A 14,127-nucleotide genomic window follows, 5' to 3' on the forward strand; every position below is an offset into this window, starting at 1 on the left:
ATATAGGGGTCGTCCGGGCCGAAGATGTGAGTCGTCAGCGTCTCGAACCCGTCCGCGCTGATGATGTCGTGCAGGTGAGCCGGGCGGTAGGGGTGACGGCCCAGCCCCTTGAGAAGGTTGCCAACCGCGCCATCGTCGGGAATGGGGTAGAACTTGGGCTTCACGCCCTTGAACCAGTATTCGCCCTGATCATTGTTGCGAAACACGCCACGCAGGTTGAAATCCGGCTGAATGCCCTTCTGCTGCACGTCGTAGAAGCCTTCGTCATTGGCTTGCCTGACATCGATCTTCGCATGCGCGATCGGGCTGCCGTCGGTCGTCAGGATGCGGCCTTTCACCAGCATCGGATCGCCTTTCTGATCAAGACAGATATCAGCGCCCAGCAACAATTTCGGCGCATCCGCGAAATGGAACCGACCAAGCACGGTCGATTCCGATGCGCCCGACGGCTTGCGGTTGTTGGTCGCATCCACCAGCATCGACACGCCCGTCACGTCGGACAGCAGGATGTATTCCTGACGCCATTCGTTGCACATCTGATCGGTCTTGGTCAAAAACATGATCGCCTTGAACCACTCCTCCTGCGTCGGATCGAACGGGCGCGGATCGGGACAGGGCGTCTGCAGGGCAATCGCAGCCGCGCGGCCAATGTCTTTGGTCGTCCAGTCAAGTTCCTGCAATGCCGGTGGCGCACCAATCGCCACGCAAAATCCCAAAGCCCCCCGCGCAGGATCGCATGAGTGGCGGCGTGAGGCGTGCCGAAACTTCCCGCGAAGACACGCGCCAGCTTGTGATAAAGCGCCATGACAACGTGACCCAGCGACGTCGAACGCAACCATTCCTCCTGCGGGGTGAACAGGACAAACGCGCTGGCATGGCCCAGTCGCGCCACGTCATCACCGGTCTGCGCCAGCGTGCCCGCGCCGGACGCGATGCGGGTTGCGATGCCCGGAAAGACGAAGCACTGCGAGACGTTCATCATGCGGTCCCGTCGAATACCGGACGTTGCGCGGCCATGTCGGCGATCATCCGACGGATCATCGCGATTTCCGGGGCGGCGACCGTGTGCGGACGACCCGGCAGCATGTCGGTGCGCAGGCGCGCGCCGGCACGTGTCAGATCGCCCAGCATGTCGTGATAGCTGGCCGCCGGAATCCATGAGTCTGCGTCGCCGCAACTGGCATAGACCGGCAGGCCGGCGAGGTCGGTGATCGGCAGGTTGTCACCGCAGGTCCCCACACGACACCCCGTCAGCAGCGCCGCCGCGTCCACCACCGGCCCCTCGGGCATCAGATACTCCACGCTCAGGCAGGCACCTTGCGAAAAGCCTGCCAGCAGCACGGGCTTTCCGGCTGCCATGGCGACAGCCTCTGTCACCGCCTCGTCCAGTTGATCCAGCGCCGCGCCGAGTTCCGCACGACAGTCGTCGGTCAGCGGATCGATCGCCCGGGCAGCATACCAGCCGGTCGGACCTGACTGCGGCAGGACATAGTGAACGCCCGCCGCATTCAGTGGGCGCACGACCAACTGCTCCATGTCGTCGGGGCTTTGGCCACGACCGTGAACAAGCACGCAAACGATGTCCGCGACCCCTTCGGCCTTGATGATGCGCGACTGGCCCATTTTCAGAAATTCGCCGGCTCAAGCCCTTCTTCCATCTCGGCCCGACGGTCGGCGAACCACGGCGGGAACACCAGCGTCTGGCCGATGGCATCGGCGGGTTCGTCGCGCGCACAGCCTTCGGGCACCGTCCAGGCCAGCTCGAACAGGGCTCCGCCCGGACTGCGGACGTAACACGACTTGAAATACATGCGATCCTTCTGTTCCGAGATGTCGGTGAACCCCAGCCCCTCGATATGGGCGCGCAGGGACATCTGGTTTTCCTCGTCGCCGGTATTCAGCGCCATGTGATGGATCGTGCCCCCCGCAAGGGTCCATGTTCCCTGCGGGCGGTCTGGTTCGTGCAGCACCTCGACCATGCTGGTGGCACCGTTGTTGGTGGGGACGGCAAAGACCAGCCCTTCGTGATTGTCGGCCACCTTCTTCATCGGCAGCGCGATCGTGAGGAAGCCATCCATTGCGGTGCGGTCCATGACGGATATCGCGCCACCGTAGATGCCCTTGATCCCATGTTCCGCGCTGACACCCTGATCGGGGTTCGCGATCGGCTTGCGGCTGTCCCAGGGGTTTCCGACCAGCTCGTTGGGAAGGCCGCAGGGATGTTCGAACGCGACTCGATCGGCACCGAATCGTGTGGTCTTTTCGGCCTTCACGCCCTTTTCGTTCAGCCGGTTCATCCAATAGTCGCTCGCCCCGACCGGGATCGCCTGCTTGACAACCTTCGACTGGTTGGATCCGCGCCGCCCACGGACTCCGGGTTTCTTGAATGGAAACGTCGTGATGATGGTCGAGGCATCGCCGTTCTTCGCACCGTAATACAGGTGATAGACAGGCAACACGCCGTCGAACACCGCCGTGCGCTTGACCGAATACAGGCCCACCGTCTTGGTGTAGAAATCGTAATCCTCCTGCACCGGCGTCCGCCTGCCAGACCTCGATCTGCGCATCGGGCACAGGCGCACCGTCCAGATCGGAAAGCCTCACCTTCAAAGTCAACGGCACCCCGATGCCGTCCTGGCTGATGCTGTCGCCACTTTGCATTTGCGGCGCACCTGAACGGTAGAATGGTCCGAGGATCGTGCTTGGCGTGGTGCCCCGCGGACGTGGCGTGGCGACCAGAGCGATGGCCGCACTCAAGCCCATCGCGTCGGCCAGCAGGATCTACTCCTGCCGGTTCTCACTGCATGTCGTCTCGACCTCGGACAGAAAGTCGATGGTGGCTTTCAAACCGTCACGGCTGATCCGGTGTCGCGCGATGACGGTGTAAAGCGCCGGCAGCAGGTCTGACAGCGCGGCGGTCAACCGCGCATCGGGCGCATTTTGCAGACGTCTGGCGACGTCCGGCTGCGGAACATGCGGCACGCCCATGACATATCCTCCGTCCACGCGATCCCCTCCCGGACGCAGACTCGAAAGAATGTTATCAAAGCGATAATTGCAGTGAATGATTTTATGGGTGCCGGTCATACCGTATTGCTATGAAGTTTGACGAGAGGCATTTGGCTCAGCTTGCCGCCGTCGTCGACGCGGGTGGCGTGACAGAGGGCGCGCATCTGTTGGGCATGACCCAGCCCGCCGTGTCACGCACCTTGGCCGCCATGGAAAAGCGACTTGGGGAACGCCTTTTCCTGCCAGGTCGCCGCCCTCTGGTTCCGACGCTGATCTGACGACAGCTCGCCGCGCATGGCAAGGTCATCCTCGAAGCGTCGCGCAAGGCGTCGGAAACCGCGATCAGTTTCCGGGCCGGCAGTTCGGGCACCGTGCGGGTCGGTAAGGTCCCGTTCTTCATGAACGCCTTCATCTCTCGCATGATCGGCAGTTTCCAGCGCGTCGCACCGGATATCCGCGTCGACCAGACCTACGGCAATCAGCCCGACCTGCACGCCGACCTGCGGTCCGGGCAGATCGACCTTGCCATCTGTCCGACCGGCCTGATGCTGCCGGGGACCGATATCGCCTTTACCGAGATCCTGCCCGCCCGCAACGTCGTGGCGGCATCCAATCGGCATCCCCTGATCCAGAAGCGGCGGCCGACATCGGTCGACGTGCTGAACTATCCCTGGATTGCACCGCTGCCCGGCTCGCCCCTGCTTGCCGATCTGCACTCGATTCTGCTGTCGATCGGCATGAAAGAGGTTCAGATCCGTTATTCCGGAGGATCGCTGTTGTCGGTGATGAACTACCTGCAGGAGACTGACGCCCTGACCGTATTGCCTCACAGCGTCGTGTTCGCCTACCGCACGCTGGGTCAGATCCAGACGATTCCGATCCAGTTTCCGCAGCCCGACCGGGCGCTCGGCATCATGCAGATTGCCGGAGCACCCCAGATACCGGCCGCCGAGAAGTTGAAACGCTATATTTTCGGCGAATTCGAAGAGCTGAAGGTCGCGATCCAGAGACACGAAAACGCCGTCGTATGGGGCTGACGGCGGTGAAGCATGCACCTTGGGCTCTTGAGGGGTGCATGCTCCGCATCCATCCGACGCCCACGCCGCTTTCCCTGAAGTGGCATGAATAGATGACCTCTTGGTCAGTTGCTATTCCAACAGATATGAGGGGCCAGACCGGGCCTGCACATCGCACAATCCAAGCCCGGAACAGTGCTAGGCCCAGGACCCTCTTTCTGAGTATCGGTTTCAGGTTCAGCAGCGGTCACAGCGGGGGTAAGCGACACAGTGTTCACCTCATCCCTCGCAACCATTTGAACGACACCGCGCCCAAGGGCGCCGCCCCTTAGAATGACCACAATTCCGCCATCATACTGATCCATGGTCCCGGCAGAGTTGCCTCGAAGTCCCTGCGTTGAATCTTTTTTACGAGCATCACCCTGATAGGGTTCCCTGTGAATCACCTTAGGGTTGTATGCTCTTAAGATTTTGTCAACTTATGGTGCAATCTAAGGTGTGGCTGGTGGGGTATGGTTCTGTGATAATCGGGTACATGGTGGTCAGCATCGTCGCTGGCGTGATCGGCTCTGCCACAGCGCTCTTAATGGGTGCGTCGTTCTGGTTGGCGTTCTGGGTTTATACCCTTGTGGGGTTCACCACGATGATCGTGCTGCCTGTTGCGCATCTTGTTTCGACGAGAATCGTGCGCCACTCCAGTCCGCAAGCGGATAGCGCGACAACCGGGAACTTGGATACCGCTCATCCTGTCGCTCCGCCTGCGGACCGCGCGGCGAATCCTGCGATGACGATTCTTGCCGTCGATGACGATCCCTTCATTCTCGAACTCGTGACGGTCATCGGTGCGAATGCCGGCGATTTCAGAATCGTGACCGCTGCGTCTGGCCATGACGCACTGCGGCTTCTGGCTCAGCCCGAAATCACCTTCGATTACTTGCTGTTTGACATCAACATGCCGGACATGAACGGCATCGAGCTTTGTCGGCAAGTCCGACAGATGACCGCCTATCAGGATTCGCCAATCGTCATGCTTACGGCCAAGCGTGACATGGAGAATATGGGCGAGGCCTTCCGGGCCGGGGCCACCGATTATGTCACAAAGCCGTTCGAGGTCGACGAGTTGCTCAATCGCTTTCAGATGGCGCATCAGATGCTCAAGGCACCCTACGGTGCGAACACCGCGGCTACGAAGGACACCTTGGCCGCAGGACTGGATCATCCACAGATGCAAATGGCTGACACGCTCGTCGATCTCCGGGCGCTTTCGAACTACCTGACCCGATTGTCCCAGCAGGACGCGGCCATCGTTCAGGTCTTGGCCCTCAAGATTGACCAGGTAGAGGCGATGCGCGCCAGATACGCCCCTGCCCAATTCACGGCCTTGCTCGACGATGTCGCAGCGGCAGCGGCCGACTGTCTCGGTGTCGATCAGACCGTGATGTCCTACACCACAGACGATGACCTTGTGATTGCGACAAGTACTGCAACCCCGCAAGTCATGAGCGACCTCGAGGCCAACGTCCTCTGCTGCCTCATGGATCACGCGTTGGATGATGAGGGAGACGACGGCACCGGGACTGGATCCGTGTCCGTCGGCGGTCCGGTCTCACTTCAGGGGGCCAGAAGCCAGCGGGCAAGAATCGCAATCGACCGTGCGATTGGCTTGGCAGAAGATCAGGCGCTGTCCCGCCACAGAAACACGGTGGCCCGCACGTCCTCAGGGGCATGACATAGCCTGATCGAATCGGACCCGCAGTCCACCGCGACAGCAACGGCTGCGGCGGGCAACCTGCCATTCCCCGTGATCGAAAACCCGCAGACAGTCGACAAAGCAAAGCGTGGATTGCCGCCCCCTTGTCCGAAGGCGAAACAACAGACCCTCGGGCAATAGGTGCCCGCCGCCCCGAACGGGGTGCAGCCGTCTGCCCTCAAACCGCGCTACTTGTTAGGTACCGAGTCGGACCAGATTACGCACCACTGGACAACCCAGCAACGTCAAGGCCCAAGCCTTGCCGGACGACAGCGCATGTTCTGACAGTGTGGTGCCGCACGAGGGATTCGAACCCCCGACCCCATCATTACGAATGATGTGCTCTACCGACTGAGCTAGTGCGGCCTACGGGGGTGGCATTAGCACCCCGGGTCAGTCTGGAAAAGACCTATTTTGTGTTCGGCGGCGGATCGTCGACGGTCGTAACGTCAAGGACATCCACGTCGGTCGCTGTGACGGTCGCAGGGGTATGTCCGACAATCAGAGGCAGCATTTCGGTCCCGGCCGGCATCGAGACTTCCCCGCTGGGCGGGCGTTTCCATTCCAGCGTATCGAAGGCGGCGCAGTTGTTGCAGACCGGCGTCCAGGCGGCGTGGATGTGCTGGCAGTTGTCGCAGATCCATTGCGGCCCGCGCGGCGCAGTCAGGGCGCGGGTCAGCCAACCGCGCACGACGGCGTCGTCGGCACCCTCGCCGCGTTCGATCGCAGCCATCAGGGTCAGGCTGCGGGCGGTCGGGTCTTCGGTCACAAGATGGCCCAGCGCACGCTTTGCCTCGGGAAAGTGTTCGGCGGCGATGTGCAGTTCGGCCAGCAGCATCCGGGTTTCCGGATGGTCCGGGTTCTGCTTGGTCAGGGTGCGAAAGCGCTTCAATCGCGCCTCGGGTGCCTCGTTCGGGGCGATTTCGGCGAACGCCGCGGCGATGTCGGGGTGCGGATTCACACCCCATGTCTTGGACAGGATGCGGCTGGCCCCGCGCGGATTATCATTGGCAATCAAGGCACGGGCGGCCATGACGGTGGCGGGAATCAGGTCGGGCGACAGCTTGTTGGCCTGGATCGCCGCCTCGCGCGCCTCCATCGACTGGCCTTCGTCGAGGATGTCCTTCGCCTCTGACAGGGCAAGCACGGCATCGCGCCGCTTGTGAACGTCGCGGGGCAGGTTGCCCGATTTCAGCTTGGCCCCAAGAGTTTGACGCGCACCGGACCAGTCGGATTTCTCGGCCTGAAGCCGGAGCAGGGTGTTCTGGACCTCCTCGTGTTTCGGCTTGATCTCGAACGCCTTGCGGGCAAGACCCAGCGCGGTATCCGTGTCACCCTCGGCCAGCTTCTGATGCATCAGACCCCGCACACCGACGAAACGCGTCTCGTCCCGTTCCAGCAGTTTGCGATAGCTCGCCTCGGCGGTGCGGGTGTCGCCGGTCATCTCGGCGGCCTGTGCTGTCAGCAAGGTCGTCAATTCTGGCCGGTCAAGGTATTTGTCGGCGCGCTTCGCCTTGGTCATCGCCAGATGCCCCTCGCCCGCGGCAAGGGCGAACAGACCTTCCGATAGCGCCTCATAGCCCTTGCGTTCGCGGTTCCGGTCGAAGTGACGCGAGATTGCAGTTTCATCGCCGTTCAGGAAATGAAAGATCGCAGCCAGCAGCTTCAGCAGTTTCAGGCCCAGCCAGACAGCAACCACCAGCGTCACGAAGGCAAAGACAAGCTGCAACGCGCTCAGCGTGATCTCATAGCCCGCGACGGAAATATTGGCCCCACCGCGCATGTCCAGCAATTGCACTGCGCCCCAGGTCAGGCCGGTGACAACGGCAACGAAGACCAGAATCTTGAGGAATGTCGTGAACATGATGCGGCCTTCAGTTTGCGGTCAGGGAAGCGTCGAGCTGATCGGCAGCATCGACGGCGGCGGCGCGCGCCTCGGCCTGCGCGACCCAGTCGGACATCGCGGCACGCGCAGATTCGGGAAGGGTGGCGATCTCGGCCAAGGCATCGTTCAGGCGGCCGTTGCGCAGGGCGTCTTCGGCCCGCGACAGGATCGCGTCGGCGCTGGTCCCTTCGCGCGGGGCGACGGACCGCACGTTCAGCTGGTTACGCAGGAACGACCCGAAGGCACCGGTGTCATCACCCGCTTCTCCACTGTTGCGGGCGGCGGCAAGGGCTAAGCGAGAGGTTTCGGGGAATGTTTCGCGCAGGGTCGCCAGGGTCGGCGTGCCTTCGGCGACAACGGTCAGCGCTTCGGGCACCGGATCGGTCAGAACAGAGCCGAGATCGTCGAGCGCCGACTGCATTGGCGCACCGCTTTCAATGGCCCCCTGCACGCGGGCCAGCGCGGCGCGCGCGGTTTCCGTTCGCGCGGCGTCGACCGCCTCCTGCTGGATTTGCTCGGCTTCGGCGCGTGTCGTGTCCAGCTGCGCCTGAAGGTCGGCGCGCTGCTGTTCCAGTTCGGCCTGCTGAGCTGCGATCTGGTCGGACAGTTGCGCCACGGCCTGTTCCTGTGCCTGCTCGCCTATCACCGGGGCCTGTTCGCTGGCCGTCGCGATGCGCTCATCCAAGGCGGCAAGGCGTTCGTCAACGCTGGCGCTCAGGTCCGCGATGTCCTGCGTCACAGGCGAAAGATCGGGCGGCGGCGCGTTGGCGACTTCGGCCTGCAAAGCTTCGATCTGGCTGCGCAGACCCGCGATATCGGCCGCGGCGGTCTGGCCAACTTGCATGTAGGCTATGCCATAACCGATACCGCCGGCGATCAGGCCACCCAGCAGCATCGGAAAGAACACGCCGCGCCGCTTTTCGGGTGCCTGACCCGGTTCGCTGCGTGGGGGTGCGGGCGGTTCGGGTGTGGCGGGGGTTTGCGGCACGTCCTTGGCCGCTGCAGGTTCCGGCTCCGGGATCACGACAGTCTCCGACTTTGGCATCACATGCGGCGTCACGGTCGGCGGCGGCATCGCCATCTCGATCCGCGCGTCGGTGGCTGCGGTTTCGACGACCTCGGCCTCTGGCACCGGGTCCGTCGTCTGCCTTGCCTTCGGACTGCGCCGCTTTGCCGGTTCTGTCGCCACGGAATTCACCATCCTGTCGTTGCCGGCCACGTCTCCGGCCCTTGATCATGGAACGTTAGCCCGCACGGTCTGCACCCTCAAGGGTTACTCGCCCGTGCCGGCCAAGCCGCGCAGTACCGCGACGGTCATGTCCCTCATGTGATCTGCGTCGGGATGTCCCACGGTCAAGAGCGTCGCCGGCTTCATCGGTCTGAAAAGAGTGGCAACGGCAGGGCTGATCGCCACGACATGCAACGGCGCGGTGAACGAAAGGCCCAACAATCCCTGCGCAGAACGCGGAGAGAATACGGGCGCGACCAGCGGAATCGATCCGGCAGCCGCCAGCTGTAGTTCCTCCGGCACAGGCAGCGGAACCTGGTCATAGGCCTCGACTGTCGTGCAGCGCAGACCGGCCTCCGTCAGACGGGCCGCGACGGCACCACGCCGATGACGGCCGGCAATATGAACGAGGGGGCTGTGCGGTCGCCGTGACAGGACCAGCGCGACAAGGGACTCTGCATCGCCATCAGCGCTGTATGTCGCATAACCGCGCGCCTCCGCCGCCTCTGCCGTGGCCCGGCCCACGCACCAGGCGGTCAGCCCGTCACCCGGCGGTGCCTGTTCGACCGCGCGGGCAGAGGTAAACACGACGTTGCGCGTATCGGGCATGGCATACGGCAAGGGTTCGATCCGCAGCGCCGGGGACTGAATGACCGTCAATGTGTGGCCGTAGGCCACTGTCACTGTGTCGGCGAAGTCCGTGCCCGCAGGGGCCGGGCGGGTCATGATCAGGATGGCGTCCATCGCGGCCTTGTTGTCTGCGTGCCTCGCCAGTGTTACCTGAGAGGGTGACCGGCACAACAGGCGAGCCCCATGACCCGCACGATTCTTGGCATCGAAAGCAGTTGCGACGATACCGCCGCGGCCGTCGTGCGGCAGGATGCGACGGGTGCGCATATACTGTCCTCGGTCGTTTTCGGGCAGACGGGTCTTCATGCGGCATTCGGCGGCGTGGTGCCCGAAATCGCCGCCCGCGCCCATGCGGAAAAAGTGGATCTCAGCGTCGAACAGGCTCTATCTCAGGCGCATGTCGCCCTGCGCGATTGCGACGCCATTGCCGTGACGGCAGGTCCGGGACTAATTGGCGGCGTTCTGTCGGGCGTGATGTGCGCCAAAGGACTGTCCGCGGCGACCGGCTTGCCGCTGATCGGGGTGAATCACCTGGCGGGCCATGCCCTGACGCCGCGCCTGACGGACGCTGTCGATTTTCCCTACCTGATGCTGTTGGTGTCCGGCGGGCATTGCCAGTTCCTGATCGTGCATGACAACGACCGGTTCGAACGGATCGGCGGTACCATCGACGACGCGCCGGGTGAAGCCTTTGACAAGACCGCCCGCCTGCTTGGCTTGCCGCAACCGGGTGGCCCCGCGGTCGAACAGGCGGCCATGGCGGGCGATCCGAAACGCTTTGCCCTGCCGCGCCCGCTGCTGGATCGCGCCGATTGCGACATGAGCTTTTCTGGCTTGAAGACGGCATTGCTGCGCGCGCGTGACAGCGTGATTGGACCTGATCAGAGCCTGAAAGCCGGCGATCAGGCCGATCTTGCCGCCGGGTTTCAAGCCGCGATGACCGACGTGTTGCAGGCCAAGACGGCGCGCGCGCTTGACCGTTATCTTGCCTTGGCACCCGTCGCACCGGTGCTGGCTGTGGCAGGTGGCGTCGCGGCGAACCTGTCGATCCGCGCGGCGCTGACCCGCCTTTGCGAGGGTCGGAAAGTTCGCTTTGTCGCACCGCCCCTCGCGCTGTGTACCGACAACGCGGCGATGATCGCCTATGCGGCGCTACATCGGCTCGAATCCGGGGATTTCGACGATCTGACCCTCTCGGCGCGACCCCGTTGGCCGTTGGACGGCGCAGCGCCCGCGATGCTGGGATCGGGCAGGAAAGGAGCCAAGGCATGATCGCCGTCATGGGCGCCGGCGCGTTCGGCACGGCGCTGGCCATCGCGCTGGCCATCGACGGGCGAGACGTAACGTTATGGGCGCGCGATATCGGTGACATGCCGACAACGCGGCGCAGTCGGCGATTGTCGGACGTAACGCTGCCGGACACCATCGCCGTAACTGACGTCATCGCGGACGTCGCACCGGCCGATACCGTCTTGCTGGCGGTTCCAGCCCAGACCCTGCGCGACGTATTGACGGAATACACGGCCATTTTGTCAGGCAAGGCGCTTGTCGCCTGCTGCAAGGGCATCGACCTTCAGACCTTGACTGGCCCTGTGGCGACCATTGCGCGGACCTTGCCAGATGCCACACCCGCGATCCTGACCGGACCGTCCTTTGCCAACGACATTGCACGTGGCCTGCCGACTGCGCTGACGCTGGCCTGCGCCGACGACGCGGCGGGCCGGCGGTTGCAGGCGGCATTGTCAACGGGCACGCTGCGGCTCTACCGCTCGACCGATACCATCGGGGCGGAATTGGGTGGCGCGCTCAAGAACGTCATCGCCATTGCCTGCGGCGTGGCCATCGGCGCGGGGTTGGGCGACAGCGCACGCGCTGCGCTGATGACGCGCGGCTTTGCCGAGATGCAGCGGCTGGCCGAGGCTTTGGGGGCCGACCCGCAGACGCTGACCGGCTTGTCGGGACTGGGCGACCTTGCCCTGACCTGCACGTCGTCGCTCTCGCGCAACTATGGTTATGGCTTGGCGCTGGGGGCCGGCACCGATATCGACCCGACGATGACGGTAGAAGGCGCAGCGACCTCGCGGGCCGTCACACGGCTAGGTCAGGAACGCGGAATCGACCTGCCCGTCTGCGCCATCGTCGCGGCACTGACGGATCGCCGCATCGGTGTCGAAACGGCCTTGCAGACCCTGTTGAGGCGTCCGCTAAAAGAGGAATGACATGGCTTACTGGTTGTTCAAATCCGAACCCGATGTCTTTGGTTGGCATGACCTTGTCGCCAAGGGTGTGTCGGAATGGGACGGCGTGCGGAACTATCAGGCCCGGAACTTCATGCGCGATATGGCGGTGGGCGATGAGGGGTTCTTCTACCACTCCCGCACCGGACTGGAGATCGTGGGGATCATGACTGTCGCGGCCCAAGCCCATCCGGACAGCACTGCAGACGATCCGAAATGGGTCTGTATCGACGTGAAGCCGGACAAAGCTCTACCCAAGCCTGTGACGCTGGAGGCGATCAAGGCCGACCCGAAGTTGGCCGAGATGGTTCTGGTCAAGAACTCTCGGCTTTCCGTCCAGCCGGTCGCCCCGATCGAATGGGCACATATTTTGAAATTGGGCGGGCTCTGAACCATCGCGAATGGCGGGATGGGTCCGTCTCCGTCCGTGACGACCGGACTCCTGCTGGCGAAATTTAGGTGTAGACGGCTTCCTTGCCAAAGTGCTTGGTCAGAAGATAATAGACGACGGCACGGTATTTGTTGCGGTTCGATCGGCCATAGGTCTCGATCGCCTTCTGGACACCGCCCATCAGGTCCGGCCCGTCTTTCAGACCCAGTTTCTTTTTCAGGAAATCATCGACGATGCGCTGCAATTCCTGCGTGTCGCTGCCTGCCACGGTGCTGGCGTCATCGCTGTAGATCGACGGCCCGCAGCCGATGGTGACTTTCGTCAAAAGGTCCATGTCCGTCGTCATGCCGCATTTGTCCTTGATGTCTGCGGCGTACTTCGCGATCAGATCGTCACGTTTTCCCATGTCGTCCCCCATTTTTGTCCGACCATCAGGCGGTCTTGGCGCAACCGTAGGGGCATAATCTTAAACTGATCAATAAAAAACCGGCCCCAAGGGGCCGGTTTTCCCGCGGAACCGTGTTTCGGGGTCAATAGCGATAGTGTTCCGGCTTGAACGGACCATCGACGGTGACGCCGATATAGTCCGCCTGATCCTTTTTAAGCTCTGTCAGTTTCACCCCGATCCGGGCCAGATGCAGGCGGGCAACCTTTTCATCCAGCTTCTTGGGCAGGATGTAGACGCCGGGCTGATAGTCGTTGCCCTTGGTCCAAAGCTCGATCTGCGCGAGCACCTGATTGGTGAATGATGCGGACATGACGAAGGACGGGTGGCCGGTGGCGTTGCCAAGGTTCAGCAGGCGACCTTCGGACAACAGGATCAACCGGTGCCCGTTGGGCATCTCGATCATGTCGACCTGTTCCTTGATGTTCGTCCATTTGTGGTTCTTCAGCGCGGCGACCTGGATTTCATTGTCGAAGTGGCCAATGTTGCCGACGATCGCCATATCCTTCATCTCGCGCATATGTTCGATGCGGATGATGTCGCGGTTGCCGGTCGTAGTGATGAAGATGTCGGCAGTCTCGACGACATCTTCCAGCAGGACAACCTCGAACCCGTCCATCGCGGCCTGCAGCGCACAGATCGGATCGACTTCGGTGACTTTCACACGCGCACCGGCCCCGCGCAGGGACGCGGCGGACCCCTTGCCGACGTCCCCGTAACCGCAAACGACGGCGACCTTGCCGGCCATCATTGTATCGGTGGCGCGGCGGATGCCATCGACCAGCGACTCCTTGCAGCCATACTTGTTGTCGAACTTCGACTTGGTGACAGAGTCGTTCACGTTGATCGCGGGGAACGGCAATTGCCCGTTCTTGTGCAGGTCATAAAGCCTGTGCACGCCGGTCGTGGTTTCTTCGGACACACCCTTGATCGCGTCGCGCACCTTGGTGAACCAGCCGGGCGACTGCGCCATGCGCTTGGCGATCTGCTTCTTGATCACCTCTTCCTCTTCGGACTGCGGAACGGGGATGATGTCCTCGCCCGCTTCGGCCCGCGCACCCAGCAGGACGTAGAGCGTCGCGTCGCCGCCATCGTCGAGGATCATGTTCGCACCCTCAGGGAATTGGAACGACCGATCAAGGTAATCCCAATGCTCTTCAAGGCTCTGCCCCTTGATCGCAAAGACCGGCACACCGGCCTGAGCGATGGCGGCAGCGGCATGATCCTGGGTCGAGAAGATGTTGCAGGACGCCCAGCGCACGTCGGCACCGAGGGCAGTCAGCGTTTCGATCAGGACGGCGGTCTGGATCGTCATGTGCAGGGAACCGACGATGCGCGCGCCCTTCAGCGGCTTGGCTTGGCCATATTCCTCGCGGCAAGCCATCAGCCCCGGCATTTCGGTTTCGGCAATGTCCAGTTCCTTGCGGCCGTAGGCGGCAAGGTTGATGTCCTTCACGATATAGTCTTGCGTCATCTCGCGTGCTCCTTGCACTTCATCTTTGGGCTGGCCAATAACAGAACGCGCGTAGCGTGACA

15 protein-coding genes and 1 tRNA gene are annotated in these 14,127 nt (G+C 62.6%); 6 read left to right on the plus strand and 10 right to left on the minus strand.

Annotation, left to right across the window (positions count from 1 at the left end; translation table 11 throughout):
• The 4 genes from ACOI1H_RS00605 to ACOI1H_RS00620 form a co-directional block, all read right to left on the minus strand.
• The coding region (locus ACOI1H_RS00605; RefSeq protein ID WP_422434774.1) for a dioxygenase at nucleotides 1–704 on the minus strand (704 nt) is incomplete at its 3' end.
• Between the two features lie 274 nt (nucleotides 705–978).
• A complete protein-coding gene (locus ACOI1H_RS00610) occupies nucleotides 979–1,623 on the minus strand; it encodes an alpha/beta hydrolase (protein WP_422434775.1) in 645 nt (214 codons plus the stop codon).
• A 2-nt stretch (nucleotides 1,624–1,625) separates the two neighbouring features.
• Nucleotides 1,626–2,534 (minus strand): glyoxalase, encoded by a 909-nt coding sequence (locus ACOI1H_RS00615; RefSeq protein ID WP_422434776.1) that lies wholly within the window; start codon nucleotides 2,532–2,534, stop codon nucleotides 1,626–1,628.
• A gap of 247 nt (nucleotides 2,535–2,781) precedes the next feature.
• Nucleotides 2,782–2,988, minus strand: coding sequence for a hypothetical protein (locus tag ACOI1H_RS00620; RefSeq protein ID WP_422434777.1), 207 nt, complete (start codon nucleotides 2,986–2,988; stop codon nucleotides 2,782–2,784).
• Nucleotides 2,989–3,119: 131 nt separating this feature from the next.
• Here ACOI1H_RS00620 and ACOI1H_RS00625 point away from each other — a divergent pair, with 131 nt between their 5' ends.
• The 3 genes from ACOI1H_RS00625 to ACOI1H_RS00635 all read left to right on the plus strand — a co-directional run bounded on the left by ACOI1H_RS00625 (nucleotide 3,120) and on the right by ACOI1H_RS00635 (nucleotide 5,754).
• Nucleotides 3,120–3,287, plus strand: coding sequence for a helix-turn-helix domain-containing protein (locus tag ACOI1H_RS00625; RefSeq protein ID WP_422434778.1), 168 nt, complete (start codon nucleotides 3,120–3,122; stop codon nucleotides 3,285–3,287).
• Nucleotides 3,288–3,350: 63 nt separating this feature from the next.
• Entirely contained in the window at nucleotides 3,351–4,046 is a 696-nt protein-coding gene (locus tag ACOI1H_RS00630; protein ID WP_422434884.1) for a substrate-binding domain-containing protein, read from the plus strand.
• A 484-nt stretch (nucleotides 4,047–4,530) separates the two neighbouring features.
• A complete protein-coding gene (locus tag ACOI1H_RS00635) occupies nucleotides 4,531–5,754 on the plus strand; it encodes a response regulator (protein ID WP_422434779.1) in 1,224 nt (407 codons plus the stop codon).
• A 311-nt stretch (nucleotides 5,755–6,065) separates the two neighbouring features.
• Here the strand turns inward: ACOI1H_RS00635 and ACOI1H_RS00640 are convergent.
• The 4 genes from ACOI1H_RS00640 to ACOI1H_RS00655 all read right to left on the minus strand — a co-directional run bounded on the left by ACOI1H_RS00640 (nucleotide 6,066) and on the right by ACOI1H_RS00655 (nucleotide 9,632).
• A tRNA-Thr gene (locus ACOI1H_RS00640) sits at nucleotides 6,066–6,141 on the minus strand.
• Between the two features lie 43 nt (nucleotides 6,142–6,184).
• Entirely contained in the window at nucleotides 6,185–7,639 is a 1,455-nt protein-coding gene (locus ACOI1H_RS00645; protein WP_422434780.1) for a heme biosynthesis protein HemY, read from the minus strand.
• A gap of 10 nt (nucleotides 7,640–7,649) precedes the next feature.
• Nucleotides 7,650–8,879, minus strand: a complete 1,230-nt coding sequence (locus ACOI1H_RS00650; RefSeq protein ID WP_422434781.1) for a COG4223 family protein — start codon at nucleotides 8,877–8,879, stop codon at nucleotides 7,650–7,652.
• Nucleotides 8,880–8,933: 54 nt separating this feature from the next.
• Entirely contained in the window at nucleotides 8,934–9,632 is a 699-nt protein-coding gene (locus ACOI1H_RS00655; protein WP_422434782.1) for a uroporphyrinogen-III synthase, read from the minus strand.
• A gap of 69 nt (nucleotides 9,633–9,701) precedes the next feature.
• Here ACOI1H_RS00655 and tsaD point away from each other — a divergent pair, with 69 nt between their 5' ends.
• From tsaD to ACOI1H_RS00670, 3 genes are read left to right on the plus strand one after another with little or no spacing between them, the layout of a single operon-like run.
• Nucleotides 9,702–10,790, plus strand: coding sequence for a tRNA (adenosine(37)-N6)-threonylcarbamoyltransferase complex transferase subunit TsaD (gene tsaD / locus ACOI1H_RS00660; RefSeq protein WP_422434783.1), 1,089 nt, complete (start codon nucleotides 9,702–9,704; stop codon nucleotides 10,788–10,790).
• Nucleotides 10,787–11,737, plus strand: coding sequence for an NAD(P)H-dependent glycerol-3-phosphate dehydrogenase (locus ACOI1H_RS00665; RefSeq protein ID WP_422434784.1), 951 nt, complete (start codon nucleotides 10,787–10,789; stop codon nucleotides 11,735–11,737). Before tsaD ends, ACOI1H_RS00665 begins: the two co-directional genes overlap by 4 nt.
• A gap of 1 nt (nucleotide 11,738) precedes the next feature.
• Nucleotides 11,739–12,146 (plus strand): EVE domain-containing protein, encoded by a 408-nt coding sequence (locus ACOI1H_RS00670; protein ID WP_422434785.1) that lies wholly within the window; start codon nucleotides 11,739–11,741, stop codon nucleotides 12,144–12,146.
• A 64-nt stretch (nucleotides 12,147–12,210) separates the two neighbouring features.
• Here the strand turns inward: ACOI1H_RS00670 and ACOI1H_RS00675 are convergent, their stop codons facing one another.
• Nucleotides 12,211–12,552: a DUF2853 family protein gene (locus ACOI1H_RS00675; RefSeq protein ID WP_422434786.1), complete on the minus strand. Its 342-nt coding sequence runs from the start codon at nucleotides 12,550–12,552 to the stop codon at nucleotides 12,211–12,213.
• A 124-nt stretch (nucleotides 12,553–12,676) separates the two neighbouring features.
• A complete protein-coding gene (gene ahcY, locus ACOI1H_RS00680) occupies nucleotides 12,677–14,065 on the minus strand; it encodes an adenosylhomocysteinase (protein WP_422434787.1) in 1,389 nt (462 codons plus the stop codon).
• Nucleotides 14,066–14,127 lie beyond the last annotated feature (62 nt).

The organism is Loktanella sp. DJP18 (assembly GCF_049310965.1).
GTDB lineage: Bacteria > Pseudomonadota > Alphaproteobacteria > Rhodobacterales > Rhodobacteraceae > Loktanella.